Genomic DNA, 25405 nt, shown 5'->3' with positions numbered 1-25405 from the left:
CCTTGCTCGAACACGAGGGCGGCGCCCGAACCGCTGGCTAGGCCAGCGGCGTCAGGTGACGCTCGACCATGCGCAGGCTCATGTCCTCGGGGCAGGCGCGCACCGAAAAGCCCATCTCGGCTTCCAGCCGCAGAGCCGCCCCGTTCTCGGCGCTCTCCAGGGATTCGATGGTCTCCACGCCATGGGCGCGCGCATAGGTCAGGGTGTGGTCCATCAGCGTCCAGCCCAAGCCACGTCCCTTGAGATCCGAACGCACCGAAACGGCGATCTCGGCGCGCGAGGGATCCGCGCCCTTGGCCAGCATGGAGACGGCCAGGATGGTCTCGGTCCCGGGCTCCAGGGCGAGAAACGTCATCGTCCGCGCGTAGTCGATCTGGGTCATCAGCGCCAGGCGGTCATGATCGACGACCTGTATGCCGGTCAGGAACCGCATCCGAAGGTCTTCGGGCGTCAGCTGGGCAAAGAAGGCCGCCAGGGCCGCTTCATCGTCCGGCCGGACCGGACGCACGTGGAAGGCCAGGCCCGAGCGGGTGGAAAGATCGCGTGTCCAATCGGCCGGCGGCGGCGCGATGACCAGACGCGACGGCGGGCTGGAGAACGGGCTGATCACCAGGCGCGCATCGAGGGCGAGCACGCCGTCGGGTCCGACGCGCAAAGGATTGATGTCCAGCTCGAGCACATCGGGAAAATCGACCACCAGGGCCGAAAGCGCCGCGATCGTGCGCGCCAGGCCCTCGACGTCGGCGGGGGGGACGTCGCGATATCCCGCCAGCAGGCGGCTGATGCGGGTCTTGGCGATCATGTCGCGGGCCTGGGCGGCGTTCAACGGCGGCAGGCCTAGAGCCTTGTCGTTCAGGATCTCCACGGCCGTGCCGCCAGCGCCCACCATCAGCACCGGACCGAAGATGGGATCGGTGGTCAGGCCCACGATCACCTCCAGGCCGCCGGGCGGGGCGACGGACTCGACGGCGAAGCCGCTCAGGTGCGCTTGCGGCGCGCGCGCGGCGATGGTCTCGCGCATGGCCCGGGCCGCGTTCGTGGCCGCGCGCACCGTGGGCAGGTCGAGCGCGACTCCGCCGACGTCGGACTTGTGCGAGATGTCGGGCGAGACGATCTTGATCGCATAGGGCGGCGCCAGGATATGGCAGGCATCTTCGACCGCCTCGATCGAAGCGGCGAAGCGGGTGGGTATGACGGGCACGCCATAGGCGGCCAAAACCGTCTTGGCTTCGACTTCGTTGAGCAAGGTGCGGCCCGCTTCGCGCGCATTGGCGAAGATCAGCTGCACGGCCGCGCGATCACCGACGACTTCCGTCCCTGTCGCTGGCGCGGTGGTCAGGGCCAGGCGGGCGCGGCCCGCGGCGAGCAGGTAGCCGAACCCGCGCGCCGCCGCTTCGGGATTGTCGAACAGCGGGATGGCGGCCTTGGCGAAAAGATCGCGAACGGCGGCGGCGTTGGCGTCGCCCAGCCAGCAGGTCAGAACCGGCTTGAGAACGCCGCGACGTCGGGCCTTGGTCACCACGTCCGCCACCGCTTCGGCGATGTCCTGGGGCGTGGAGACCGCGGTCGGACAGTTCATGACCAGAACGGCGTCGACGCCAGGATCGGCCAGCACAGTCTCGAGCGCAGCCGTGTAGCGGTCGGCATGGGCGTCGCCGAGCAGGTCGATCGGGCCGGCGTGCGACCAGCCGGCCGGCATCCGGTCCTCGAGGGACGCGATCGTTTCGGGCGATGGCGCGGCCAGGCGCGCGCCGGCGCCGTCGAGCGCGTCGACGGTCAGCACGCCGGCCCCGCCGCCGTTGGTGACGATGGCCAGACGCTCGCCCGCGCGCGCGCGGGTGGAGCCGAGCACGGCGGCGGCGTCGAAGAGATCCTCGAGCGTCTCGACCATGACGATCCCGGCTCGCGCGAAGGCGCAGGCGTGAACGTCGTAGGCTCCGGCCAGGGCGCCGGTGTGCGAGCGCGCGGCCAAGCCGGCCGCGGCGGTGCGGCCGGCCTTGATGGCGATGACCGGCTTGTTGCGCGCGGCGGCCCGGGCCGCCGACATGAACTTGGCCGCGTGGGTGACGCCTTCGATGTAGAGCAGGATGGCGTCGGTGTGCGGATCGGCGTTGAAGAGGTCGATCAGGTCCGCGAGATCGGCGTCGGCCATGTCGCCAGCCGAGACCACGCCGGAAAAGCCGATCCGCCGGGCGCGCGCCCAGTCGAGCATCGCGGTGATCAGCGCGCCGCTCTGGGAGATGAACGCCAGGCGCCCTGGCGTGGCGTCGCCTCGCGTGAATGAGGCGTTGAGCTTGGCGTGCGGCGCGAGGAGACCAAGGCCATTGGGCCCGACGATCCGCAGGCCCGAGGCCTTGGCCGCCGCCAGCATCGCCGGCCGCAGACCGTTCTCCTCGGTCAGGCCGGCCGTGATCACCATGGCGATCTTGACGCCGCGCGCGCCCAACCCGGCGATGACGCTCGGCACGGTTCGCGCGGGAGACGCCACCACCGCCAGGTCGATGTCGGCTGGCAGGTCGGCCAAATCGGTCCAGCACCTGACGCCGTCGAGCGCCAGCGGGCGTGGATTGACGACGTGGATCGCTCCAGCGAAGCCGCCGCCGATCAGGTTGCTGACCACGACCGCGCCGACGCTGTCGGGACGATCGGAACCGCCGACGACCACGACGGCCGAGGGGGAGAGCAGGGCGGACAGGGCATGTTGGGACATCGTGAGCCTCGGCTTTGACGCGCCGAAAGGACCGCTTCGCCGCCGACGCCGCCATCCGTAGAATCCACAATGGGCCGCGAAGTCGGGCGTCTGGGACCAGCTTGGCTATGGCGCGGTCGGACGTTCGGCTTTACTTTGCGGGCGGAATGGGAAGCATACTGGCGGTAGAGTGGCGTGGGTGCGGCAGCATGAACCTTGAGCAGGCAAGAGTTGAGCCGCCCCGCGCGTCTCTCGCCTTGTCCGAACCGCTGTCGGCTCCCGCGCGCTATGGTTTGGCGGTCGGCGCCGTGGCGGTCGCGGCCTTGGTTCGCCTGGCGCTGGAGCCTTGGCTTGAGCATCGCTCGCCCTATCTGATGTTCACCGCCCCGGTGGTTCTGGCCGCCGCCTTCGGTGGTCTGCGGCCCGCCCTCTTGGCCAGCGCCCTAAGCCTGGTCGTGGGTCTCCTTTTCGTGGGCGAGGGATGGCGCGGGCCGCTCACCGATGGCCTGACGTTCGCGCTCGTGTCCGCCGCCCTGATCATGGTCGGCGGAGAGATCGATCGTCTGCGCTTGCGGTCGGCCGAGAGCGAGCGCGAGGCCCAGGAGAGGGCCGCTGCGGCCGGACGCGTCGCCCACGAACTCAACCTGCTGATCGACGGCGCGGCCGAGTACGCCATCTACATGCTCGATCCGGAGGGGCGTGTGTTGATCTGGAATTCGGGCGGAGAACGGCTCAAGGGCTGGCGCGAGGCCGAGGTGCTCGGACAGTCGGCGGCGATGTTCTATCCGGCCGACGCGCGCGCCGCAGGCAAGCCGGAGGCCGACCTTGGCCGGGCGCGGACGCTGGGCAAGTTCGAGGAAGAAGACTGGCGCCTGCGAAAGGACGGTTCGGAGTTTCTCGCCCACGTCTCCATCACCGCGCTCTACGACGAGGCCGGCAGGTTGCAGGGCTACGGCAAGGTCGTGCGTGACGTCACAGGCCATAGAGCCAGCGAGCGGGCTCTGCAGGCCAGCACCAACCACCTCAAATCCATCCTTTCCACGGTGCCCGATGCGATGATCGTCATCGACGAGGCCGGGAGGATTCTGTCGTTCTCCAGCGCCGCCGAGCGTCTGTTCGGCTACGCCGAGGCCGAGATCGTCGGGGAGAATGTCAGCAAGCTGATGCCCGAGCCCGACCGCGGACGCCATGACGACTACCTGCATCGCTATGTGGATACGGGCGAGCGCAAGATCATCGGCATCGGACGGGTGGTGGTGGGGCAGCGCCGCGATGGGAGAACCTTTCCCATGGAGCTCTCGGTCGGCGAGGCGCGAGGCGAAGGGCAGCGCGTGTTCACCGGCTTCATTCGCGATCTGACCGAGCCCCATCGCACCCAGGCGCGCCTCGACGAACTCCAGGCCGAGTTGATCCATGTCGCCCGCGTCAGCGCCATGGGGACGATGGCCTCGACCCTGGCCCACGAGCTGAACCAGCCGATCACGGCGGTCGCCAACTATGTCGAGGCGGTGCGCGATTTGCTCGAAAGGCCCGAGCCCGACGACCTGCCGATGATCCGCGAGGCACTCACCGACGCCGCCGGCCAGGCCATCCGCGCGGGCCACATCGTTCGGCGCCTGCGCGACTTCGTGGCCCGGGGCGAGGTCGAAAAGTCGATCGAGGATCTGCAGGGTCTCGTCGACGACGCCTTGGCCCTGGGGTTGATGGGCGCGCGGGAGTCCGGTCTGGCCGTCAGCGTGGACCTCGATCCAGCCGCCAGTCTGGTGCTGGTCGACAAGGTTCAGATCCAACAGGTGCTGATCAATCTGGCGCGCAACGCCGCCGAGGCCACGGCGGGACGCGCCGATCGCCGAATCTGGGTGTCTAGCCGGGTCGAGGCGGGGGGGCTCGTGCGCGTGACGGTCGCCGACACAGGGGCAGGGGTCTCGCCCAGCATTTCCGAACAGCTCTTCACCGCCTTCGTCAGCACCAAGTCCGATGGGATGGGGCTGGGGCTGTCGATCTGTCGAACCATTGTCGAGGCCCATGGCGGCCGTATCTGGTTCGAGCCCCGCCCAGGCGGCGGAACGCAGTTTCACTTTACCCTTGTGCGCGCCGATCCGGAGGCGATTGATGTCCGATAAACGCATGATCCATATCGTCGATGACGACGACGCCATTCGCCGTTCGGCCAGCTTCATGCTGAAGACGTCCGGATTCTCCGTGACGGCGCACGAGTCCGGCGTGGCCTTCCTGCGGGAGGTGCGTCACTTGCAGCCGGGCTGCGTGCTGTTGGATGTCCGCATGCCCGAGGTCGACGGTCTGGAAGTCCAGGCCACGCTGAACGAACGGGGCATCGCCATGCCCGTCGTCGTGCTGACCGGCCACGGAGACATCAGTGTGGCGGTGCGCGCGATGAAGGCCGGCGCCGTCGACTTTATCGAGAAGCCCTTTGAGAAGGCGGCGCTTCTGATCGCGATCGAAACCGCCTTCGAGCGACTGGCCGACGTCGAGGGACGATCGGCCCGATCGCTGGAGGCCAGCGTCGCCGTCGCAGGCCTGACCGGGCGCGAGCAGGAGGTCCTCAAGGGCCTGGCGCAGGGCTTACCCAACAAGACCATCGCCTTCGACCTTGGCATTTCGCCCCGCACCGTGGAGGTCCACCGGGCCAATCTGATGACCAAGCTGAAGGCCCGCAGCCTCTCCGAGGCGCTGCGTATCGCCTTCGCCGCCGGGTTTGCAGAGCCGCAGGCCTAGGAAGTCTACGTAACGACGCGATCGCGAGCGGATGCGAAGCCTGACCGGAGCCGAATTTCCGGCCAGCCTTCAGACGCCGACATGACCGCTTCCCCGACCTCCGACGTTTCGAGCCCGCCACGCCTCCTGCTCGTGGAGGATGACGCGGCCGTCCGCCGGGCGCTGCAGCTTGTTCTGCGCGCCAGGGGATACGATGTGCGGGCCTATGCCGCCGGATCGGCGTTGCTGGCCGATCTCGACGCCCAGAGGCAGGCGGTGGTCCTGATCGCCGACATGAAGATGCCAGAGGTCGACGGGGTCACGTTGTTGCGCGCCCTGCGGTCCGGAGGGTGGCAGGGGCCGGCTCTCTTGATCACCGGCTTTCCCTCCCCCCAGGTGCGCGCTGACGCGTTGGCGGCGGGCTATGTCCGCGTGCTTGAAAAGCCTCTCATCGAGCATGCGCTGGCCGACGCGGTCGATCGTCTGGTCGCCGCCGGCGGCGACGGCGCGACTACGTACTAATCCCAACTGCGTCGCCAGGACCTCGGGCCTATCGGAAAGATTGTACGCCCAGCGATTTCCTTCGAAGACGCCAGGCTCCGGGAGACACCTGACATGGCCCAGTCCGATCTTCTTTCGCCGCAAGTCACTTCGACCCCTGGCGGGGCGCAAAACCCCCTGATGAAAGCCGCCGTGGTTCGAGCCTTTGGCCAGGCCCTGGCGATCGAGCTACTCGACCGTCCCAAGCCCGGCCATGGTCAGGTCCTGGTCAAGATCGGCGCCTGCGGGGTCTGCCACACCGACCTGCACGCGGCCAACGGCGACTGGCCGATCAAGCCCTCGCCGCCCTTCGTTCCCGGTCATGAGGGCGCGGGCGAGATCGTCGAGATCGGCGAGGGCGTCAGCCACCTCAAAGTCGGTGACAGGGTCGGCGTGCCATGGCTGCACTCGGCCTGCGGTCAATGCGACGCCTGTCTGGCAGGCTGGGAAACCCTGTGCCCGGACCAGCAGAACACCGGCTATTCGGTCAACGGCGGCTTCGCTGAATACGCCCTGGCCGAGGCCGACTATGTCGCGCGCCTGCCCGACAACATCGATCTGGTCGAGATCGCGCCGGTGCTGTGCGCGGGGGTCACGGTCTACAAGGGCCTGAAGATGACCGAGGCCAAGCCGGGCGACTGGGTGGCCATCAGCGGCGTCGGCGGCCTTGGCCACATGGCGGTCCAATACGCCGTTGCCATGGGCCTGAAGGTCGCGGCCATCGATATCGACGACGATAAACTGGCCCTGGCCACGCGGCTGGGCGCTAGCCTGGTCGCCAACGCTCAGGACGCGAACGCCGTCGCCCAACTGAAGGCACGCATGGGCGGGGCTCACGGCGTTCTGGTCACGGCGGTGTCGTTGCCGGCGTTCAGCCAGGCGCAAGGCCTGGCGCGACGCGGCGGCACGGCGGTGCTGGTCGGCCTTCCGCCCGGCGACTTTCCGCTGTCGGTCTTCGACACCGTCCTCAACGCCATCACCGTGCGCGGTTCGATCGTCGGCACGCGACTGGACCTCAAGGAGGCTCTCGCCTTCGCCGCGGACGGACGGGTGCGCGCGACCGTCGCGACGGCCCGGCTCGAGGACATCAACACGGTTCTGGATCATATGCGCCAAGGCAAGATCGAGGGGCGGGTGGTGCTGGACTTCTCCGCCAAGGCAACGGGCGATGACGCCTAGTCCCGCGCCGAGACCGACAACCCGACTGATCATGGCCATGCTTGCGATAGCGGTTCCCGTGCGTCGCTGGCTGATCAGGCGCACGCCCTCATGGCTCTGGCCAGGATCGCGTCGTCTGAGCCGTGGTGATGGTGGCTGGGGGCCGACATGAGCCCGCTGAATGAACCCGTGCGCACCCGGGGCATAGCCCTGGTCGCCTTTCTGGCTCTGGGCGCCTGCGCGGCCGAGCCCAAGACCAGCGGCCAAGGCCGTGAAATCCTCGGCGCGCGCGATCGTGGCGAGGCGACGGCCAAGAGCCAGTGCGCCAGCTGCCATTTCGCGGGCAAGGATGGCGTAGGGACGCGGGTGGATGCGCCGTCCTTTGGCCAGATCGCCGTGCGCTACCGTGACCTGCGGCTCGACTGGGAACTGGAGACCATCAGTCAGGTGGGCCACTACGCCATGCCCGCCAAGCCGCTGGCGCCGGGTCAGGTCGCCGATTTGACGGCCTATATCCGAAGTCTGGACCGTCAAGCGCGCGACGACCGGGAGAACGGTCTGGGTCCGGACAGGCCGGACAGTCACGTGCGGCGCATACCTTGACCCCCGCGGCCCTGGAGGTCGGCTGATCCCAAGATGTCGTCCGTCGGCGAGAGCCCTTCGGCGAAGCTTGAGCTGAGTCAAAGCCCGGCGTCCCGCGCGCGGGCTGGATAATACGGGACGCGCGCGGGGGATATCGGCGATGACGCATAAGCTTTGGCTCCATCCCGAAAGGACGGCCATCCGGCAGACCTCGCCGCTGGCCTATCTCATCGCTGTCGCCAGCGTCGCCCTGGCGACGGTCCTGCGGCATGTTCTGGCGCCGTGGATCACTGGCGCTCAGTTCATCACCTTCTTTCCGGCGATCACGCTCACGGTGGCTCTGTGCGGCGCTCGCGCGGGCCTGGTCGCGGTCGCCCTGACCGCGCTTGCCGCCCGGTTCATACTGGGACCGCCCGCGCCCACGCCGCGTGACGATGTCGCCCTGGCGATGTTCATCGCGGTAGGCTTGCTCGATGTCGTGGTCCTCTCGGCGCTGCTGAGATTGGACCCTCTGCGCCGGGCCAACCAGGACCTGATGGCCAGCGAAGCGCGGTTTGGCGACCTTCTGGAATCAGCGGCCGACGCCGTGGTGATCGTCGATCGGGGCGGATTCATCGTCCGCGCCAACGGCCAGACCGAGCGGCTGTTTGGCTTTCCGCGCCAGGATCTCGTCGGTCAGCCCGTGGAACGGCTGATTCCCGACTCCCATCGTGCGTCCCACGCCCGGTTCGTCCGCGACTACACGGCCTCGCCGCAACTGAGGGAAATGGGGCATGGCGGTGAGCTGCAAGGTCAGGCCGCGAGCGGCGCGACCTTTCCCGTCGAGGTCAGCCTCACCCCCCAGTACAACGATGCGGGCCTTGTCTGCGCCGTCATTCGCGACGTCAGCCTGCGCAAGGCCGCCGAGGATCACCAGGCGCTGCTGATCCACGAGCTCAATCACCGCGTGAAGAACACCCTGGCGACGGTGCAATCGATCGCGCGCCAGACCTTGAAGTCGACAGGTGATCCGGCGGCCTTCTGCGAAGCCTTCACCGCTCGTCTGGTCGCGCTCTCCCAGAGCCACGATGTTCTGACGCGCAACGACTGGATCGGGGCGACTCTGTCGGAGGTGTTGCTCGAGCAGTTGCGGCCCTACCAGAATGGCCGCAGCGCCCGCTTCGAGCTCTCCGGACCGCCGGTCAGTCTCACGCCACGCGTGGCGCTTGCGCTGGGCATGGTGTTTGGCGAGCTCAGCACCAACGCGGCCAGATATGGGGCGCTGTCCAACGACGAGGGGCGTCTCCTGGTCGAGTGGCGCTGGCTGGACGAGCCGGGCAAGCCGACCTTGTCCATCACCTGGCGCGAGGTCGACGGGCCACCCGTCGCCCCGCCGAACCAACACGGGTTCGGCGAGCGGTTGATCCAACGCAGCCTGTCTCACGAACTGGGTGGTTCAGCCGTTCTGACCTATACGGCGGAAGGACTGATCTGCGACCTGCGGTTCGCGCCGTAAGGAACCTCGCTCAAGATGTCGCCGTCGGCGTCCGCAAGCCGCCGTCCAGCAGCCGCGTCCAGACGGCCTCGGCGTCGTCGGCGAAGGCCAGCAGCGCCAGATCGGCTCTGTCGATCATGCCGGCCTCGACCAGGGCCTCGAAATTGATCACCGCGCGCCAGTAGGCCTCGTCGAACAGGACGATCGGGATAGGCGGGGCCTTCTGGGTCTGACGCAGCGTCAGAAGTTCGAACAATTCGTCGAACGTCCCAAAACCGCCGGGGAAAACCACGAGCGCCCTGGCTCGCATCGCCAGGTGCATCTTGCGCATGGCGAAGTAGTGAAAACGGAACGTCAACGCCGGAGTGCAGTAGGGATTGGGTTGCTGCTCGCGCGGCAGGGTGATGTTGAAGCCGATCGAGGGCGCGCCGACCTCGAAGGCCCCCTGGTTGGCGGCCGACATCAGGCCGGGACCGCCGCCCGTGGCGATGACGTTGTCGAAGACGCCTTGGCGCGGGCTCAGCGCGCCGCCGCGTTCCGAGGCGATCTGGCCAAGCCGGCGCGCCTGCTCGAACCAGAAGGCTTGGCGGCCCGGCCCATCGGCGCGAACGCGCGCGCTGCCGAACACCACGATCGTCGTGGCCACGCCGAAGGCGCGCAAGGCTTCGTCGGCCTTGGCGAACTCGAGCAGGAAGCGCACGCCGCGCATGGAGTCGCCAAGCAGGAAATCCTGGTCGAGCGCGGCCAGGCGATAGGCCGGGGCGTTCAACTGGGCGGCGTTGCTAAGCGGCGGTGGCGAAGCGTCGTCCATCGACGTCAGGCCACGGCGGGTTCGAAGAGCTCGTCCAAGCGTGTGCGCACCTGTTCGAGCACGTCGGCGCCGGACTCGTCGGTCATGTTCGACACCACCCCGCCGAAGTGCTTGTGATCGACGACGCGCAGGCCGCAGACGCCTTGAAGATGGATGTCGAACACCGTCATCAGCGCTCTGAGCGCGCCGGTGTGGTTGACCCAGTCATCGGGCGCGCCAGAGGTCGAGAACGACAAAAGGCTCTTGCCCGTCAACAGCGCCTCGGTTCCGCCGGCGCCAGGCGCATAGCCGAAACCCATGCCGAACACGCGGTCGACATAGCCCTTGAGAATGGCGGGCGGGGCGTTGAACCAGAACGGATACACGAAGATGAAGCTCTTGACGTCGCTCAGTCGCCGCCGTTCGGCCACGACGTCCGGCGCGGGCGTCACGCCGTGCGGGGTGGGCATCTCCTCGGCCTTGAGGCGCGGGTCGAAGTCCATGGCATAGAGATCGTGTAACTGGGCCTCATGCCCTCCCGCGCGCAGATGTTCGACACAGGTGCGCGCCAGCGCCGCACAGAAGCTGGTCGGTTTGGGGTGGGCGAGCACGACGGCGTGCAGCATGGCGAGCCTCCAGTTTTTCGAGGCCTCCAGACTAAGGTCGCCGCGCCGATGGGAATTGATCTGCGTCAGGCTTTACGCTCGCGCGTGACGGACGCCGCGAGGCGAGCGCCTGCTCAAGGTCGCGCCATGCCTTGAAATTTGGCCCCGCCGGCTGGGGTTTGACACAGGTCAAGCGGGTCCACGCTGGCGCGGCGATGGTGGCGGTCAGCACACCCACAGGAGTTTAGACATGCGAAAGCCCCTTGCCCTCGCTGACGACCTCGGACACCAGGGCGGTAAAGCCTTCGCCAAGGTCGGTGAACATCTGCGCGCCTTGAAGGCCCAACTCGGCGACAAGACCGGCGACGCGCTTTCGACCACGTCGCTAGCTCTGGGTCACGCGGCCCTGGAGCTTGTCGGCGAGGTGGAGGAGAAGCTCGACGCCGTGGCCGACGGCGCCCGGCGCCAGATCCGCCGCCATCCGGACGAGGCGGCCGCGACCGCGGCTCTTGCGGTGGTCCTCGCCGCCGGCGTCGCGGGGCTCGTCACCTACGGATTGATGCGCCGGCGCGACTAGCCCGACCCGCTGGCCGCGGCGATCCGCGCCGCGGCCTCGAGCAGGATGGGCCGTTGGCCAGGCAGGATTTTGTACAGGGCGGTGGGCAGGTCGAAATAGGCGACAGCGTCGATCTCTGGCGCATCGATCCACTGTCCCGAACGCGGCGGCCATTCCAGACGGAAGGTCTGGCTGGCGAACCGCTCAAGGTCGAGATCGGCCCGGATCAGCCAGGGGGAAATCACCTTGCCGCGATAGGCGCGCCGAGGCGTCAGCGCCTCCAGCGGACCGCGCAGCGCCAGCCCGGTCTCTTCCTGAAACTCCCGGCGCGCGGCGGCCATCGCCGTCTCTCCGGGCTCGATCAGGCCTTTCGGGATCGACCAGGCTCCTTCATCGCGGCCGCGCCAGTAGGGACCGCCGGGATGCCCGAGCAGGAAGACGGGGGCGTCGTCGGAACCACCCCAGACCAGAACGCCGGCGGCTTGCTGCACCATGACCCGACCTTGAAACGGTGGACCCGGAGCGACAAGCTCCGTGGACAAAAAGAAGCGTCCGCCCCGTCGGTGACGTCGAGACGGCCTAGGCTCGTGCGGTGGTGGGGCAGCGCAAGGCGGACACGCGGTCTTTGACGGCGATGCCGCCGGCGGCGGCCCAAGCGGCGCGGTCAGAAGGATGCGGTCACGGGGCGGGCGTTTCGGCGGGCCCCGGCGTCGCTTCCAGGCGCCAGTCCTCGTGCACGGTGAAATGCTGGGCGACCGCGCCGAGCGCCTGATAGTCGATCAGCGAGAGCACCGTCGGCCGGGCCTCCAGCAGCGCGATGTCGCGTCCGGCCGGGTGGGGCGTGAAGGGCTGATCATGCGCCGCGCCCCAAATTCGTTGGTTCAGGCGGTCAATCTTGGTTGGGTCGTTCACCTCGATGACATGCGCGGCCATCGAGAGCCCGACCGGCGGACCGGCGCCGTCCGTGGCCAGCGCGATCGCCACCCGCCCGTCGCGCGCGATATTGGCCAGCTTCTGGCTGTGGCGGCTCACCACGAAGAAGAGCGACAGGCCTTCTGCGACATAGTTGACCACAGTGGCCTGAGGCCAGCCATCGGGCCGGAGCGTGGCGATGGTCATCAGCCGCGAACGGGTCAGGAGTTCAGCGATGCGCGTCTTGGCCGTCTGGGGATCCAGCGGCGGGGGTGCGGGCAGGGGCGGAGGCGTCGGCATGGGATCCTCCAAGCGGGGTTAGAGCGCGGCGCGCTTGGCGAGCCGCGCGTGGGACATCACGCGAAAGCGCCGGCAACCCTCCAGGACGATGAGACCCTCGTCCTGCAACTGACTGAACATGCGCGACACGGTCTCGATGCTCAGGCCCAGATGGTCGGCGATGTCCTGGCGGCTCATCGCCAGTTCGTTCCACGCCGCCGGTTGGCGGGCGGCGAGGTCGGAGAGGAAGCCGGCGACCTTCTCCAGGGCGCTCTTGCGAGCCAGAAGCATCATGTGCTCGTGCGCCCGTTCCAGCTCCGAGCCGGTCGCGCGCCAGATGGCCCGTTCCAGGCCATGGCCGGCCTCGCCGTGATAGCGCATGGCCGAGCGCCGGACGACCAGGACGCGGGTCGGCCCCAGGGCCTCGGCCGAGGATAGGTGCGCGGGCCCGGTTTCCAGGCCGAAGAGATCGCCCGGATAATAGAACCCGGCGATCTGACGGCGGCCGTCGCTGGTCAGGCGCGAGGCGCGCACCGCGCCGCTCTGCACCTGATAGACGAGATCGGTTTCTTCGCCTTGAGCGTAGATTTCTTCGCCGCAGGCGAAGCTCATGCTGACGCCCATGTCGCCGAACATGTCGGCCGTGGGGGCGAACAGCGGGGATATGCTGGGCGTATCGGCGGAACGTAGGAACGCGGGCATCGACATGACGGCTCTCCCTGCTGCGTGGGGACAGGGATAGGGCGGGCCTGGTCAACCGGCCATTGGGAACAGTACTTAGAATGACCGTTTGCTCTTCCGCTCCGTGCGTCGAAGAAAAAAGGGCCGAGGAGGCGGAAAAAGCCGCGACGGACACGCGTGCGCGCCAGCATCCGTATAATCCCTCATACCGACCCTGTTTCCGTTTTTCTAGCTTTGCTCCCATTGATCCAATGGAGGCGGCCATGAAGACGGTGCTGTTGCTAGTGCATGCCGACGCCGGACAGGAGGCCCGTCTACAGGCGGCGCTCGATCTGACCCGCGCGCTCGAAGGCCACCTGACCTGCGTTGATGTCACGCCCATCCCTGATTTCGCCGGCGATATCGGCGGCGCGGCGCAGGCGATGATCCTGGAGGAGGAGCGCGAGGCCGAGACGATCAATCGGGTCGCTCTGGAAGCGCGACTGGCCGGCGAGGGTGTCGCCTGGGACTGGATCGACGCGACGGGCGACTTCACCCAATGCCTGATGCGCCAAGCCGGGCTGGCCGACGTCATCGTGGTCAACTGCAAGCGGGACACGATGATGGCGGTGGATCGCCGAGGCGTGGTGGCCTCTGTCGTGACCCAGGCCAGTTGCCCCGTGGTCGCTGTGCCGGACGACGCGCGCGGCTTCAATCCGAACCTTCCGGCCCTGGTCGCGTGGGATGGCTCGGAGCCTTGCATGGCGACCTTGCGCGCCAGCGTTCCCCTGCTGCGCTTGGCGCAATCGGTCACCTTGTTCGTCGTCGAGGATGGCCCGACCCGGGCCGCGCCAGTCGAGGCGGCGGCCGCCTACCTGTCACGCCATGATGTCCACGCGACGATCGAGCAGGTCGCCGCCGACGGCGCCACGCCCGACGCGCTGATCCTGACGGCCTGCGAAGCCGCTGGGGTGGGTTATTGCGTGATGGGCGCCTTCGGCCACGGCCGGATGCGCGAAGAGCTCTTCGGCGGGGTGACCCGTCGCATGCTCGACGCGGCCCAGCTGCCCCTGGTGTTGGGGCGCTAAGCGGCCCTTCGCCATCACGATCCTTTTTTTGCAGTGAGGGAGGCGAGCATGCCTGCGGGATGTTCAGATGCGTGGCCGCCTTCGGCTGCGGAGCGGGGCGCGAGCCTGTCGTTCGCCGCGGCGTTTCTGGTCTTGTGCGCCTGGGGCGCGCCGATCTCGTCCCCGCAAGCCCAGCCCGTGTCGGCCGCCCACGCCCCTTCGGGCGACCAGATCAACGGTCAGCGTCTGGCGCAGCGCTATTGTGGGCAGTGTCACGCCATCGCCCAAGGCGCGAGCCCTTTGCCGGACGCGCCGCCATTCCCGCGCCTGTTCACCCGCTACCGCCCCGGCCGTCTCGACGCGATCCTCGCCGAGGGCATGCTCGCTCCCAGCCAGCCGCCGGAAGAGGGCTCGCCGCGAAGTCATCCCCGCATGCCGATGGCCAAGCTGGACGATGATCAGATCGCCGATCTCAAAGCCTATTTGCGCGGCTTGGATCCGCGTATCGGCTCACGTCCCGCGCCCTGCCGTCGCTGCGGGTCCGGCCGGTCCGGAAACGCTGACATCGTTCGACCAGGCATCTGAAGGCGCGATTGCGCGACGTCAAATTCCTCGCGCGCGATCGCGCGAGACTGCCGACATTCGGAGGCTCGGACCATGAGCATGCTGCAAACGACCTTCCTGCTTCTCGACATCGTCGGCCTTTTTGCCCTGACCACGATCGCGAGCATGATCCTGTTGATCGCGACGGCGGGCGAGGGGCCGGTCATGCGACGCGATCGGAGACGGCCATGAGGCCGGCGTCCCGCAGGTCTTGGGTGGCGATCCTGGCCCTCGCGGTGGTCATCGGCGTGGTGTCGCTCGCCAGCTGCCAGAACCTCGATCGCCTGCGCCGTCCCTATCACGAGCCGGCGATCGCGCCGGGCGCCGGACTCTAGGAGACGGTTCGATGGACGCTTTCGGGATCAGATGGCCGCTCCATAGAGCCCGGACGCACGACCGTGCGGCGCCGCGCGTCAGGCCGCCCGCCGGCGGTGGGGCGCTGCGCTGGATCTTCCCCGTGCTCTGCCTGGCCGCGCCCTTCCTCGGCGAAGTCGCCGGGATCTATCTGCCCAGCTGTCTGTTGTTCGGCGCCGTGTTGGGAATCTGGGGCGCGCACCAGACCGGCGCGGTGTGGTCCGTGATGATCTGGAGCCTCGTCACCGGTGTGTTCGGGGCCCTGTTAGCCTTCGTCGCGGTCCAGGTCGTTCCGGACTTGAGGATCCTGGCCTTGGTCGCCGCGCTGATCCAGGCTCTCGCGCTGCTGGCGATCGGCGCGCCGGCCACGATCGCGGGATGGTCCGCGCGTGGCATGGTCTTGGCCAGCCTGGCCGGACCGCTCGCCTTGGCGTTGCTGGCGCTGCGCGGCGCTCCGGCCTGGGGGGCCCTGGCGGCCACCCTGGCCGTCGCGCTCAACCTGGCGGCGCTGCCCCTGGCGCTGATGGCGCGCCGCCGCGCGTGGCCGTGAGGCAGTCCTGCCTAGCCGCCGCCCTGGAGACGGCGCCGAGTTGAGCGTCTCGCGCACCCGGCGCTGGCGGCCGTCCCATCGGCTCGTCCTGACGGCCGCGGCCTTGGTCGCGTTGATCGCCGTGGGTTGGCCGCCCCCAGCGGGACGCGACATCCCTCACGCCTCGAACCCGGAAGCCTCGTTGTCGCCAGTGCTGCGCGCCCAGACCTGGGCGACCTGGCGACGGCTGCTGGCGATCATCGCGCCCTGCGACGCCGCGGTGGAGGCGGTGGCTCGGGCGACCCCGGCGCCGTCCAACCCGATCGTCCCGTCACAGTCGGTGCTACGCGCCCAGGACGCCTGCCGCGCCGCGGGCCTTAGCCTGTCGTCCCTGCGCGCCCCGCCCGCCGCCGATAGCGCGACGCGCGCCGCGTTCGACGCCGCGATCGAGCGTTGTCAGAGCGTCTATCTGGTCGAAGGCGACGCCCACGCCCGCCTCGCGGGGGCCCTGGATCGGGTCGCCTCGCCGATCTCGCCCGCCCGACCAGACCTGTTCGGCGCCTGGTCCGGCGTGCAGGAAGCCAATATCGACGCCCTGGGATGCCGGAGCGCCTTCATCAGCGTCGCGCGACGCGCGGGACTGCCCCTTGGCGGTTTCGATCCCGAGACCCCCGTCAGCGAGGCCTCGCCGCGAGCGGACACGGCGTGAGGAAAGTGGGCGCGTGAGCCGCGCGGCGGCGGTCTCAAGAGGCGCGCCGCCGGCCGTGCTTGAAGGATCAGCTCGCGGCGCTTTCGCGGCGCGGCAGGCGCCAGCCCGGGCGGATGAAGTGGCAGGTATAGCCATTGGGGATCCGCTCCAGGTAGTCCTGGTGCTCGGGTTCGGCTTCCCAGAAGTCCCCGGCGGGCTCGACTTCGGTCACGGCCTTGCCGGGCCAGAGGCCTGACGCGTCGACATCGGCGATCGTCTCCACCGCCACGCGACGCTGGTCGTCGGACGTGTAGAAGATCGCCGAGCGATAGCTGCGGCCAAGGTCGTTGCCCTGCCGGTTCAGCGTCGTCGGATCGTGGATCTGGAAGAAAAACTCCAGAAGCTGGCGATAGCTGATCAGGGCCGGATCGAACTGGATCTCGATGGCCTCGGCGTGGTCGCCATGATTGCGGTAGGTGGCGTTGGGCGTATCGCCGCCGGAATAGCCGACGCGGGTCGCGACGACGCCCGGATATCGGCGCAGGAGATCCTGGACGCCCCAGAAGCAGCCGCCGGCCAGGATGGCGGTTTCGAGCTTGGCGTCCATGGCGAAGTCCCTTCAAGAGCTGAGAGCGTCGCGCGCCTGACGCGACGCCCTAGCAAGTGGGGATGGATGCGGAGATGTCCAGGATCGGACGCTCCGCGGCGATTCAGCCGCCATAGGGAGGGCTGAACTTCGATAAGGCGCGGATCAACCGTCAGCCCGTCCAGCCGGCCAAGGACCCGACCGCGAAATGACGTGATCGCGCTCGTCACGATTGTCGGTGACGACCACGCGATAACTGGCCCCGCCCGGGGCGACGCGGACCACGACGTGGCCGCCGCGCGCGGCCAGGCGGTCGGTCAGCCACTTGTGGGCCAGTTCGTTGGCGGGCGAGAGCCCGGTGGCGAAGATGTCGCGCGGACCGGCATAGAGGCGTTGGCTCAGCATTCGCTCCAGCGCGTCGGTGCTGGGATGCGCGGCGTGCCAGCCGGGAATGACCCAGGCGCGAGGTTTCAGCGCCCGTACGACGTCGGCGCCGGTCGCGTCGAACATGCCGTGATGGGCGGCGACGGCGACGTCGACCTGGTCGGCGGCCTGGGCGGCCAGGGTCTCGACGTCGCGCCAGGGCAGGGTTCCGTCGAAGCTGTTGCTGGTCAGGTCTCCGGCCGCGAAATAGCCGAACGCGCCGTAGCGCAGGCGGACGGCGGCCGAGCAGGCGTTCTCGTCGGGAATGTCGTCCTTGGCCAGGCTGTCGATCGGTGGGAACAGGTGGCGGGTCTTGGTCCCACGCCCGGTCCAGACCTCGCCATTGGCGGCCAGGTTGCGGATCTCCGCGTCGGGCAGCATGAGCTGATCGGCGGCGCCCACGCGGAAGCGCTCGACACGGCCGCTGGTCCGGGCCCGCTCGTGGACGAAGGCGACATAGGCCCTGGCGAATGGCGCGTCCGAGACCGTGGGATAGGCGTAGTCGGGATAGGCGCGATCGACCAGGACGCCGATGCGCAGCAGGCCGGCGACATCGTACAGGCCATCGATGTGGTCTGGATGCAGATGACTGACCAGGAAGGCGTCGAGCTTCGGCTCGCCCGTCGCCGCCAGATGCCGGCGGGCGTAACGGCCGATCCACTCGCCGGCGCGACGTTCCGGACCTGGACGGATGTCCAGGCTGGCCGGCGGCGGCGTGCTCGAGGCGCCGGCGTCGATCATCAGGCTGGAGCCGTCCGGCCCGATGATCAGCGTCGAGTCGCCCCGACCGGTGGCGATGTGGTGGATGTCCAGCCCGCCGCGCCGCCAGGGGCGCAGCGGCTGGCCGACGGCGTCGTCCTCGGGCAAGGGCGCGGCGGCGGCCAGCGCGGCCGCGCCGAGCAGCAGGCCGCGACGGGTGAAACGGGCGGCCGCCACCGCCTAGAACTTCGCCGACAGCATGACGCCGACCGTGCGCGCCTCGCCAAGATATTCGGCCAGCACGCCCTGGGTGGACGGGGTCAGCAGGTAGTCGACATCGCCCAGGTTCTTGGCCCAGGCCGTCAACGCCCAGCGGCCATCCTGGCTTTCATAACCCAGCGACAGATTGGTCAGGGCGTAGCTGTCGATGTGCAGGTTCGGATCCTTGGTGGCGCCGGTATAGTAGCCGTCGGTATAGGCCCAGCTCAGCGCGCCGGTGACATAGCCCTTGCCGTTCAGCGGGATGCGGACGTCGGCGGCCAGGGCGCCCTTGTTTCGCGGCGACGAGCCCAGCGGATGGCCGGTGTTCACCGCCCCGCCCGGAATGACGAAGTTGTCGTAGACCGTGTCGAGCAGTCCGTAGTTCGCCATCAGGTTCAGCCAGGGCAGCGGCCGCCACGTCACTTCCAGTTCCGCGCCCTTCACCGTGGCCTGGCCGGCGTTGGTGATGGTCAGGACACGGGTCAGGTTGTTGAAGAACAGCTCCTGCTTGTCCTTGTAGTTCATGTGAAAGACCGAGGCGTTGACCCGCAGGGTGTCGGCCAGCCACTGGGATTTCACGCCCAGTTCGTAGTTGGTGACGGTCTCGGGTTCGAACGGCTGGGTCAGGGCCGAGATCACCGCCGCGTCGGTGTTGAAGCCGCCGGCCGTGTAGCCGCGCGTGACGCTGCCATAGACCTTGAGGTCCTCGCGCGGCGTCCAGCTCAGCACCGCGCGGGGCGTCACCTCGCTCCAGTCGGCCTTCAGGCCGTGAGCGGTGAAACTGCCGGTCGCGGGGCGGACGAAGTCGGTGCGGACGAGGTCGGCGGTCTTCTCGTCGTGGGTATATCGGGCGCCCAGGGTCAGGTCGAAGGCGGCTGGCAGATGGACCGTGCCATCCACGAAGGCGGCGTAGCTCCTGGTTTTCACCGCCTGGTCCGTCAGGACGTCTGAGGAGGCCACGCCGGTGACGGCGGCCAAGCCGCGCGTGCGCAGCTGGCGCTTGGCGTCCTCGTCGGCGAAATAGACGCCGGCCACCAGGTCGCCGCGCTCCCACTTCGGGCTGGCCCAGCGGATCTCCTGCGAGAACAGGCCGACATCGTCGACGTCGCGATTGACTGACTGGGTGTTGGTTCCGGTCAGGAAGGCGTAGCCGACGCCGGTGCCCGAATAGTCCTCGCCCGACTGCGACCAACGATAGCCGGTGACGGAGGTGACTTGGCCGACCGGCGCGTTCCAGTAGACCCGCCCCGAGGCGCCCCACTGGTTTCGCGCGAAGTCCTGATTGTAGCCAAGCTCGGACGTGCGGCGGTCGCCGTCCGAACCGGCCGCCTTGGACGACAGGGTGCGGCCGCCATTGTGGTCCTGCGCGTAGTCTGCACCCAGCAGCACCTCGACGTCGTCGTTGGCGCGCAGACGGGCCTGGGCGCGGAGGCTGCGGCTGTCGAGATCGTCCTGCTCGCGCCCGGTCAGGCGGTCCTTGCCATAGCCGTCGTGCTGTTTGAGCGAACCGGCCAGGCGCAGGGCGACCGTCTCGCCGACGGGGATGTCCACACGGCCGTCGACCTGCTTAAGGTCATAGTCGCCGCCGCCGATCCGCACCGAGCCCGCCGTGTCGTCAAACGCCGGCTTGCCGGTGTCCAGCACGATGGCCCCGCCGGTGACGTTGCGGCCGAACAGCGTGCCTTGCGGGCCCTTCAGCACCTGCACCGAGTTCAGGCCATAAAGCTCGAAAGTCGCGGCGCTGTTGCGGGGGATGAACAGGTCGTCGATGACCACGGCCACCGGCTTGTTGGCGCCGATCTGGGTGAAGGTGTTGGTCGCGCCTCGAATGGCGATGGTCGGGCTGGACTGGCTGAACGACGACACCAGCAGGCCCGGCGTCAAGCGCGAGATGTCTCGCAGAGTTTCCAGGCGATAGGTCTCGACGGCGCGGCTCGAGAAGGCCGTCAGCGAAATCGGCACCCCCTGGGCGGCTTCCTCGCGCTTCTGGGCGGTGACGATGATGGTGTCCAGCGCGGTGGGCTCGGCGGCCACATCGCCCGTGGCGCTGGCAGGACGCGCCACGCGCAGTGTGATGACGCGACCGTCGTCGGCCGCGATCTCCAGGCCGGTTCCGGCGATCAGCTTCCGCAGCGCCTCATGCAGGTCCATCTGGCCGTCGATGGCCACGGTGCGCACGCCCTTCAGCTGCGCGGCCGGGGCGAAGATCTGCACGCCGGCCTGCCGGGCGAACTGCGGGATGGCGCTGACCGCGTCCTGCGCGGGCACCTTGAAGGTCCGCTGCTGGGCCGATGCCGGGCCGCCGATGCACAGCGCCAGGGCGGCCACGCCGCCGGCCAGAATCGCTTTCGTCTTGTTCAAAGCCATGTCGCCCCTCTCGCGCGCCCGTCGCGGCGCGATTTCCGAGGCCAAGAGACGTCGCGGCGACGTCTCCGCCATGTGTCTCGAAACTTTTTACGTAGGACGCCGGCCCAGGCGAACGGTGCGCCCCTCGATATCCAGCCGCGCGCCGAAGGCCTGCGAGGCCGATCGCGCGAAGCTGACCGGGTCGTTGGCCGCGAAGAGACCGCTGATCGGTTCCTGGGCCAGGGTCGGGTCTTCGATGATCAGCCGCATGTCGCTATAGCGAGCGAACTCGCGGGCGGCCTGAGCCATGGTCTCTCCCTCGAAGGCGATCTTGCCCTCTCGCCAGGCCAGTCGCCGCACCAGCGCCGCCGGCGCGACCGTCTCGACCTGGGTCTGCTTGGGGGAGGCGTCCATCTGCTGGTTGGCGCCGAGTTGCAGGCGGCCGCGACGGTCTGTGACGCTGATCCGACCCTCGCGCACCACCACCGACACCGGCTCGCCGGCGATCGCCTTGACGACGAAGGCGGCGGTGGTCGCCATGACGGACAGGGCGTCCGCCGAGACGACGAACGGCTGCTCGCCCTTGGCTACCTCGAACAGAGCCTCGCCGCGAACGAGTTCGACCCTGCGCTGGCGGACGCGGATCTTGCTGTCGGTGTTGAGGGTGATGGCCGAGCCGTCCTCAAGCGGGATCAGACGGACCTCGCCCCGCTGGGACGCATAGGCGCGAGAGCCGTAGCTGGACACGCCCAGCGCCCCGACCCCGGCGACCAGACCGGCGGCCACCGCGCCGCCGCCCCAGCCGATCAGGTTCCGGCGCGATGGCCGAACGGCGGACTTGGCCTTGAATGGCGCGGGATCGAATTGCGGGCCCAGCGCGCGGGCGGCGTCGCTGCCGTCGTACAGCGCCTGGGCGCGGGCCAGGGCGCCGAGCCGGCGCGGATCGCCGGAGAGCCAGGTTTCAAGCTCGGCGTTGTCGGCGGTCGACAAGGGGCCGCGATCGATGCGTCCGGCCCAAGCCGCCGCCGCGTCGTCAACCGCCCGACTTGTCTCTCGCTCCGCCATCAAGGCCACTCGTTCCCGTGTCGTCGTTCCTAGATGCGCCGAGCGCGCGTTTTCCGCCACGTCCAAAGCGATCGATCAACAGGCGGATGCCCTTGACGATGTGCTTTTCAACCGTGTTTTCGGACACGCCCATGCGCGCGGCGATCTCGCGCTGCGAGAGGCCCTGCACGCGGCGCAGGATGAACGCCTCCTGGGTCTTCTTGGGCATCTCGGCGATGGCTTCGGCCAGCCGATGCAGCTCGTCGCGGTCGATCAGCACCTGCTCGGGCGAGGCCATCTCCGCGGGCAGGTCCAGGCGCTCCAGATCGGCGACGGCGCGTATCGAGACGATACGACTGCGCTGCACGTGGCGCACCAGCAGCGAATAGGCGACCTGGAAGAGATAGGCCTTGGGATTCTGGACGTCCTCGACGCTCTCCTTGGAGACCAGGATCGTATAGGCCTCCTGAATGACGTCGTCGGCGTCCAGGCCGGGCGCGAGTCGGCGGTTAAGCCAGCCGCGCAGGACATGCTCGTGCGGCAGGATGTTGCGCGCGAACCATCGGGACCGTTCGGGTGTGATCGCAGGCATGGCTCGGGGCGCGACTTTCCAGACGGGGATTGAGAGACGACGATCGGCGACGCGGCAAGCGGCCATGGGTCGTCCATCCTGCTTTGCTGCTGCTAACCGTCTTTCGTGACAGTCTTTCGCACCGGCAGCATCAGGAGCAGGCAGGCGCCGGCCGGGGCGGGCTCCCAGATGACCCGGCCGCCGATCGCCTCGGCGCGGCGTCGCTGGTTGGCCAATCCCCGGCCGGTGACGGGCAGGGCCGGATCGAAGCCGCGACCGTCGTCCCGCACGCGCACCAGCACGTGGCCGTCCTCGGTCCGCACCGACAGCGCGACTTCTCGCGCCCCGGCGTGCTTGAGGATGTTGGCGAAGGTCTCCTGCAGGATGCGCAGGATGTGCAGTGCGTGACGCTGGTCCAGCCATTCCAGGGGCGGGACCTCGCCGGCGTCCCAGGTCAGCTTCAGGCCGCTGGCCTCGAGCCGCGGCTGCAGGCGGAAGCGCAGGGTGGCCAGCAGCAGGAGCAGATCGGTCTCGACCGGCTCCATAGAGTCGATGGTCAGCTTCAGGTCGTCGATGCAGCCGCGCAGCAGGGCGACGGCGTCCAGGTCGGCGGCGCGATCGCCCTCGAAGGCCCGCAGAGCGGTGACCAGGGTCGAGCCCAGGCCGTCGTGCATGTCCTGCATCAGCCGTTGGCGTTCCTGGTGCAGCAGCTCGCGGTTCTCGATCTCGCGCAGCCGCTGGTGGCTGGCGGTCAGCTCGGCTTCGCGCTGGGTCAGGCGTCGCGCCAGATCGGCCTTGGCCCGGGTGGCCGTCTCCAGCGCCTCGATATAGCGGCTGAACATGATGTACCAGAACAGCACCGTGAACCCGACGCCGGTGAAGTTGCTGACGAACACGCTCTCGATGCTGACGATGTTCTGCTGCAGCGCCAGGTCGTAGACGCCCGAGAGCACGGTGACGAGGCACCAGACCGACAGCAGCAGGGCGTCGCGCGACTTGAACCGAATCGACTGGCGCACGCCGTTGAAGGCCACGATCAGCCCCAGGACCAGCAAGTTGGCATAAACGGGCGCCGAAAGCAGGGTGGGATCCAGCAGGCCGGGCAGGGTGGCGATCGTCCAGAACCCGCCGTTGAGCAGCGCCACGCCCGTCAGCAGCGGCTGGCGCCGGCCGTGCAGCTCGGTGACGAACAGGTGCAGCACCACGATCATCCAGTACGGCGAGATCACGGTGATCCAGCCGAACCAGGCGTCGGAAACGATCAGCGGATGCACGCCGACGAAGGTGTGCAGCATCCGCAGGAAGACCACGACGGAGGTCATGAAGTAGAGCAGGTAGATCGGCTCGCCGCGGCGGCTGAACCAGACGAACAGGGCGAAGACGCCGGTCGCCAGGAACGCGAAGGACGAGAAGGACGACAGCTGGACCTGCAGGATCTCCCGGATGGCGTAGCGCGGAGCCAGCTGACGATAGTTGCCGATCCAGACCGACGAGAACGCGCCGCCGATGCCGCGCACATGCTGCAGTCGGACGTCCAGCGTCCGGGGCGGATGTGAGACCTCGGTGCGCGGCAGGCTGATCATCAGCGGCTCGTTGGAGCCGTTCCATTGCAGATTGGCGTGCGACTGATGGATCAGCTGGCCATCCGCGTAGATCGCCAGCGTGCCGTCGGACTTCCAGCGGGGCACATAGAGATAGAGCTGGCGGCCGTCGTCGGGCAGGGGCGGGACTTGCAGAGAATACCAGGTGACGCGCGTGGCGATGCGCTGGGGCGCGGTATCGGCTGTCGGCGCCCAGAGCGGCGCCGGCGCGTGGGGCATGACCACGGTCCGGCCGCTGGCCCGGAGGTTCGACGGAACGGTCGCCGGCGGCGGCTGGTAGCCGACCGTATCGGTGATCGTCATGCGCGCGGCGGTGATTCGCTCGCCGCCGGCGCGCGACTCGATGACGAAGGCGACCCCCAGGGCGAGAAGTCCCGCCAGGATCCAGGCCGCCCATGGAAACCACGGGCGTGCGGTCCCCGCCGGCCTAGAGGAGACCATGGGCGCGGGCCTCGAACACCGCCTCCGTCTTGGAGCGGACCTCCAGCTTGGCGTAGATCCGTCGCACGAAGGTCAGCACGGTGTTGCGGGACACGCCCATCAGCTCGGCGATCTCGTCGAACGAGAAGCCGCGGGTGATCAGCTGCAGCGTTTCCTTTTCGCGTTCGGACAGGCTGGGGACGCCGCTCCTTTCGACGGTCTCGGCTTCTTGGGCCGGACGTTCGTCGGGCCGGAAGCGCATCAGCACCTGGCGGGCGATGCGCGGGCTGATCGGGCTGCCGCCAGCATGCAGCACGCGGATGTCCTCGGCGATGGTCGGCAGGGGACTGTCCTTGAGCAGATAGCCGCTGGCCCCGGCCTCGATCGAGGCGATGACGTGGCGCTCATCGGCGAAGGTGGTCGCGACCATGATCGCGCAGGCGGGCCAGCGGGCGTGGGCCTCGCGGATGACGTCGACGCCCGAGCCGTCGGGGAGACCCAGATCCACGATCAGCACGTCGGCCGGTTGGCCCGCCAGGCGGGCGCGCGCTTCGGCCGCCGTGGCGGCCACGCCGGCGATTGACAGATCCGGCGCGACGGCCAGGGCGGTGCGAAAGGCGTCCTGGAAGGCGACGTCGTCCTCGACCAGGACGATCTGGAGCGGCGTCGACGACGCGGCTTCGATGCTCATCCCGGCGTCCCCGTTTCCCGCGCCCGTTCCTCGCACGATGGCTTGCGGCGCAAGCCATCGCAGACCTGGCCTCGTCTGTCGTCATCACATCTTGCGACAGGCGCGAGATTGCGCCGCTCCGCTTCACCCGGCAACTAGACCGTGTCGAAAGCGTCGCGAGAAGCGACCGTCGATCAGCGCGGTGGGGCGCGAAAAGCGAGGGGCGCCGACACGACCGGCGCTCCTCGCCAATCAGCCTGGGACGAGGGCTCGGCGTCGAGCGAGAAATCCGACGGGGGCGGCTTTTGGTCGCGCCAGCGCCAGACCGATTCCAAAGGCGAGGGTCAAGGCCGCGGCGACGTAGCAGGCCGGACAATGGCCCGCCATGGACCAAACGTCCTGGCGGCTGCTGCAAAGCGGACCCGCCAGCAGGCGCGGCAGGGCCTGGGCCAGGGCGATCGTCCACGCGACCAAGGCGGTCGCGCCGACGACCGGAACGATGAAGCGAGACTTGGCCGACATGAAACTCTCCGGATGCGCGGACACACAGTCCTCCCGGATCCGGTTCCTGGCTTTGATACGT

Annotated in this window: 27 protein-coding genes; 13 read left to right on the top strand and 14 right to left on the bottom strand. The window is 68.6% G+C overall.

The annotated features are described in order from the left end of the window. Positions 1-37 precede the first annotated feature (37 nt). Entirely contained in the window at positions 38-2710 is a 2673-nt protein-coding gene (locus AC07R7_RS25665; protein WP_494637178.1) for a bifunctional acetate--CoA ligase family protein/GNAT family N-acetyltransferase, read from the bottom strand. 236 nt (positions 2711-2946) lie between these two features. Between AC07R7_RS25665 and AC07R7_RS25660 the strand changes: the two genes are divergently transcribed. The 6 genes from AC07R7_RS25660 (at position 2947) to AC07R7_RS25635 (ending at position 9179) form a co-directional block, all read left to right on the top strand. Beyond that, complete coding sequence (locus AC07R7_RS25660; protein WP_494637176.1) at positions 2947-4812, top strand: PAS domain S-box protein; 1866 nt, start codon at positions 2947-2949, stop codon at positions 4810-4812. Next, positions 4802-5425, top strand: coding sequence for a response regulator transcription factor (locus AC07R7_RS25655; RefSeq protein ID WP_492888829.1), 624 nt, complete (start codon positions 4802-4804; stop codon positions 5423-5425). The genes AC07R7_RS25660 and AC07R7_RS25655 overlap by 11 nt, the downstream gene beginning before the upstream one ends. Before the next feature lie 81 nt (positions 5426-5506). Beyond that, a complete protein-coding gene (locus tag AC07R7_RS25650) occupies positions 5507-5926 on the top strand; it encodes a response regulator (protein WP_494637174.1) in 420 nt (139 codons plus the stop codon). A gap of 159 nt (positions 5927-6085) precedes the next feature. Further along, positions 6086-7123, top strand: a complete 1038-nt coding sequence (gene adhP, locus AC07R7_RS25645; RefSeq protein ID WP_494637192.1) for an alcohol dehydrogenase AdhP — start codon at positions 6086-6088, stop codon at positions 7121-7123. A 147-nt stretch (positions 7124-7270) separates the two neighbouring features. Further along, complete coding sequence (locus tag AC07R7_RS25640; protein ID WP_494637172.1) at positions 7271-7705, top strand: c-type cytochrome; 435 nt, start codon at positions 7271-7273, stop codon at positions 7703-7705. Positions 7706-7844: 139 nt separating this feature from the next. Next, positions 7845-9179, top strand: coding sequence for a sensor histidine kinase (locus AC07R7_RS25635; protein WP_494637170.1), 1335 nt, complete (start codon positions 7845-7847; stop codon positions 9177-9179). A gap of 10 nt (positions 9180-9189) precedes the next feature. Here AC07R7_RS25635 and AC07R7_RS25630 read toward each other — a convergent pair whose 3' ends face one another. Together AC07R7_RS25630 and AC07R7_RS25625 are read right to left on the bottom strand one after the other, a co-directional pair. Next, complete coding sequence (locus tag AC07R7_RS25630) at positions 9190-9969, bottom strand: LOG family protein (RefSeq protein ID WP_494637168.1); 780 nt, start codon at positions 9967-9969, stop codon at positions 9190-9192. Positions 9970-9974: 5 nt separating this feature from the next. Then, a complete protein-coding gene (locus AC07R7_RS25625; protein ID WP_492888834.1) occupies positions 9975-10574 on the bottom strand; it encodes an NAD(P)H-dependent oxidoreductase in 600 nt (199 codons plus the stop codon). A gap of 229 nt (positions 10575-10803) precedes the next feature. On the opposite strand from AC07R7_RS25625, the gene AC07R7_RS25620 reads away from it, so the two are divergent. Continuing rightward, positions 10804-11130 (top strand): hypothetical protein, encoded by a 327-nt coding sequence (locus tag AC07R7_RS25620; RefSeq protein ID WP_492888835.1) that lies wholly within the window; start codon positions 10804-10806, stop codon positions 11128-11130. On the opposite strand, the gene AC07R7_RS25615 is transcribed toward AC07R7_RS25620, so the two are convergent. The 3 genes from AC07R7_RS25615 to AC07R7_RS25605 form a co-directional block, all read right to left on the bottom strand. Continuing rightward, the gene (locus AC07R7_RS25615) at positions 11127-11603 is read right to left on the bottom strand and encodes an NUDIX domain-containing protein (RefSeq protein WP_494637165.1); all 477 of its coding nucleotides are present in this window, start codon (positions 11601-11603) and stop codon (positions 11127-11129) included. The two genes, AC07R7_RS25620 and AC07R7_RS25615, sit on opposite strands and share 4 nt — an antisense overlap. A 184-nt stretch (positions 11604-11787) precedes the next feature. Beyond that, positions 11788-12321 (bottom strand): pyridoxamine 5'-phosphate oxidase family protein, encoded by a 534-nt coding sequence (locus tag AC07R7_RS25610; RefSeq protein WP_492888837.1) that lies wholly within the window; start codon positions 12319-12321, stop codon positions 11788-11790. A gap of 18 nt (positions 12322-12339) precedes the next feature. After that, positions 12340-13008, bottom strand: a complete 669-nt coding sequence (locus AC07R7_RS25605) for a helix-turn-helix domain-containing protein (protein ID WP_492888838.1) — start codon at positions 13006-13008, stop codon at positions 12340-12342. A gap of 236 nt (positions 13009-13244) precedes the next feature. Here AC07R7_RS25605 and AC07R7_RS25600 point away from each other — a divergent pair, with 236 nt between their 5' ends. From AC07R7_RS25600 to AC07R7_RS25575, 6 genes are all read left to right on the top strand, one after another. Continuing rightward, on the top strand, positions 13245-14048 hold the full coding sequence (locus AC07R7_RS25600; RefSeq protein WP_492841723.1) for a universal stress protein: 804 nt from the start codon (positions 13245-13247) through the stop codon (positions 14046-14048). A 48-nt stretch (positions 14049-14096) separates the two neighbouring features. Next, positions 14097-14612 (top strand): c-type cytochrome, encoded by a 516-nt coding sequence (locus AC07R7_RS25595; protein WP_492841725.1) that lies wholly within the window; start codon positions 14097-14099, stop codon positions 14610-14612. Between the two features lie 72 nt (positions 14613-14684). Beyond that, a complete protein-coding gene (locus tag AC07R7_RS25590; protein ID WP_492841727.1) occupies positions 14685-14822 on the top strand; it encodes a hypothetical protein in 138 nt (45 codons plus the stop codon). Further along, complete coding sequence (locus AC07R7_RS25585) at positions 14819-14965, top strand: hypothetical protein (RefSeq protein ID WP_494637161.1); 147 nt, start codon at positions 14819-14821, stop codon at positions 14963-14965. The genes AC07R7_RS25590 and AC07R7_RS25585 overlap by 4 nt, the downstream gene beginning before the upstream one ends. Positions 14966-14976: 11 nt before the next feature. Continuing rightward, positions 14977-15534 (top strand): hypothetical protein, encoded by a 558-nt coding sequence (locus AC07R7_RS25580; protein WP_492895576.1) that lies wholly within the window; start codon positions 14977-14979, stop codon positions 15532-15534. Positions 15535-15574: 40 nt separating this feature from the next. Then, positions 15575-16222, top strand: a complete 648-nt coding sequence (locus AC07R7_RS25575; protein ID WP_494637159.1) for a hypothetical protein — start codon at positions 15575-15577, stop codon at positions 16220-16222. 67 nt (positions 16223-16289) lie between these two features. Here AC07R7_RS25575 and msrA read toward each other — a convergent pair whose 3' ends face one another. The 8 genes from msrA to AC07R7_RS25535 form a co-directional block, all read right to left on the bottom strand. Then, the gene (msrA, locus tag AC07R7_RS25570) at positions 16290-16808 is read right to left on the bottom strand and encodes a peptide-methionine (S)-S-oxide reductase MsrA (RefSeq protein ID WP_492841735.1); all 519 of its coding nucleotides are present in this window, start codon (positions 16806-16808) and stop codon (positions 16290-16292) included. A 144-nt stretch (positions 16809-16952) separates the two neighbouring features. Further along, on the bottom strand, positions 16953-18146 hold the full coding sequence (locus AC07R7_RS25565; protein WP_494637156.1) for a ComEC/Rec2 family competence protein: 1194 nt from the start codon (positions 18144-18146) through the stop codon (positions 16953-16955). A 3-nt stretch (positions 18147-18149) separates the two neighbouring features. Next, complete coding sequence (locus AC07R7_RS25560; protein ID WP_494637154.1) at positions 18150-20537, bottom strand: TonB-dependent receptor; 2388 nt, start codon at positions 20535-20537, stop codon at positions 18150-18152. A gap of 87 nt (positions 20538-20624) precedes the next feature. Further along, positions 20625-21581, bottom strand: a complete 957-nt coding sequence (locus tag AC07R7_RS25555; RefSeq protein ID WP_494637152.1) for a FecR family protein — start codon at positions 21579-21581, stop codon at positions 20625-20627. Further along, positions 21550-22152, bottom strand: a complete 603-nt coding sequence (locus AC07R7_RS25550; protein ID WP_125159703.1) for an RNA polymerase sigma factor — start codon at positions 22150-22152, stop codon at positions 21550-21552. Before AC07R7_RS25550 ends, AC07R7_RS25555 begins: the two co-directional genes overlap by 32 nt. Before the next feature lie 92 nt (positions 22153-22244). Next, the gene (locus tag AC07R7_RS25545) at positions 22245-24173 is read right to left on the bottom strand and encodes a sensor histidine kinase (RefSeq protein ID WP_494637150.1); all 1929 of its coding nucleotides are present in this window, start codon (positions 24171-24173) and stop codon (positions 22245-22247) included. After that, on the bottom strand, positions 24160-24843 hold the full coding sequence (locus AC07R7_RS25540) for a response regulator (RefSeq protein WP_492888849.1): 684 nt from the start codon (positions 24841-24843) through the stop codon (positions 24160-24162). The genes AC07R7_RS25545 and AC07R7_RS25540 overlap by 14 nt, the downstream gene beginning before the upstream one ends. A gap of 231 nt (positions 24844-25074) precedes the next feature. Continuing rightward, positions 25075-25344 carry a hypothetical protein gene (locus tag AC07R7_RS25535; protein ID WP_494637147.1) on the bottom strand — a complete coding sequence of 90 codons (270 nt, stop codon included), beginning with the start codon at positions 25342-25344 and terminating at the stop codon, positions 25075-25077. Positions 25345-25405: the final 61 nt, after the last annotated feature.

This window comes from Caulobacter sp. GW821-FHT05F04 (assembly GCF_059419665.1).
Note: the sequence above shows the minus strand (reverse complement) of the source record. Positions and strands in the feature narration are given on the sequence as shown.

Coding starts and splice junctions, on each gene's coding strand:
- AC07R7_RS25665 (WP_494637178.1), bottom strand. CDS start 2,710: ATGTCCCAACATGCCCTGTCCGCCCTGCTCTCCCCCTCGGCCGTCGTG.
- AC07R7_RS25655 (WP_492888829.1), top strand. CDS start 4,802: ATGTCCGATAAACGCATGATCCATATCGTCGATGACGACGACGCCATT.
- AC07R7_RS25650 (WP_494637174.1), top strand. CDS start 5,507: ATGACCGCTTCCCCGACCTCCGACGTTTCGAGCCCGCCACGCCTCCTG.
- adhP (WP_494637192.1), top strand. CDS start 6,086: ATGAAAGCCGCCGTGGTTCGAGCCTTTGGCCAGGCCCTGGCGATCGAG.
- AC07R7_RS25640 (WP_494637172.1), top strand. CDS start 7,271: ATGAGCCCGCTGAATGAACCCGTGCGCACCCGGGGCATAGCCCTGGTC.
- AC07R7_RS25635 (WP_494637170.1), top strand. CDS start 7,845: ATGACGCATAAGCTTTGGCTCCATCCCGAAAGGACGGCCATCCGGCAG.
- AC07R7_RS25630 (WP_494637168.1), bottom strand. CDS start 9,969: ATGGACGACGCTTCGCCACCGCCGCTTAGCAACGCCGCCCAGTTGAAC.
- AC07R7_RS25625 (WP_492888834.1), bottom strand. CDS start 10,574: ATGCTGCACGCCGTCGTGCTCGCCCACCCCAAACCGACCAGCTTCTGT.
- AC07R7_RS25620 (WP_492888835.1), top strand. CDS start 10,804: ATGCGAAAGCCCCTTGCCCTCGCTGACGACCTCGGACACCAGGGCGGT.
- AC07R7_RS25615 (WP_494637165.1), bottom strand. CDS start 11,603: ATGGTGCAGCAAGCCGCCGGCGTTCTGGTCTGGGGTGGTTCCGACGAC.
- AC07R7_RS25610 (WP_492888837.1), bottom strand. CDS start 12,321: ATGCCGACGCCTCCGCCCCTGCCCGCACCCCCGCCGCTGGATCCCCAG.
- AC07R7_RS25605 (WP_492888838.1), bottom strand. CDS start 13,008: ATGTCGATGCCCGCGTTCCTACGTTCCGCCGATACGCCCAGCATATCC.
- AC07R7_RS25600 (WP_492841723.1), top strand. CDS start 13,245: ATGAAGACGGTGCTGTTGCTAGTGCATGCCGACGCCGGACAGGAGGCC.
- AC07R7_RS25595 (WP_492841725.1), top strand. CDS start 14,097: ATGCCTGCGGGATGTTCAGATGCGTGGCCGCCTTCGGCTGCGGAGCGG.
- AC07R7_RS25590 (WP_492841727.1), top strand. CDS start 14,685: ATGAGCATGCTGCAAACGACCTTCCTGCTTCTCGACATCGTCGGCCTT.
- AC07R7_RS25585 (WP_494637161.1), top strand. CDS start 14,819: ATGAGGCCGGCGTCCCGCAGGTCTTGGGTGGCGATCCTGGCCCTCGCG.
- AC07R7_RS25580 (WP_492895576.1), top strand. CDS start 14,977: ATGGACGCTTTCGGGATCAGATGGCCGCTCCATAGAGCCCGGACGCAC.
- msrA (WP_492841735.1), bottom strand. CDS start 16,808: ATGGACGCCAAGCTCGAAACCGCCATCCTGGCCGGCGGCTGCTTCTGG.
- AC07R7_RS25560 (WP_494637154.1), bottom strand. CDS start 20,537: ATGGCTTTGAACAAGACGAAAGCGATTCTGGCCGGCGGCGTGGCCGCC.
- AC07R7_RS25555 (WP_494637152.1), bottom strand. CDS start 21,581: ATGGCGGAGCGAGAGACAAGTCGGGCGGTTGACGACGCGGCGGCGGCT.
- AC07R7_RS25550 (WP_125159703.1), bottom strand. CDS start 22,152: ATGCCTGCGATCACACCCGAACGGTCCCGATGGTTCGCGCGCAACATC.
- AC07R7_RS25545 (WP_494637150.1), bottom strand. CDS start 24,173: ATGGTCTCCTCTAGGCCGGCGGGGACCGCACGCCCGTGGTTTCCATGG.
- AC07R7_RS25540 (WP_492888849.1), bottom strand. CDS start 24,843: ATGAGCATCGAAGCCGCGTCGTCGACGCCGCTCCAGATCGTCCTGGTC.
- AC07R7_RS25535 (WP_494637147.1), bottom strand. CDS start 25,344: ATGTCGGCCAAGTCTCGCTTCATCGTTCCGGTCGTCGGCGCGACCGCC.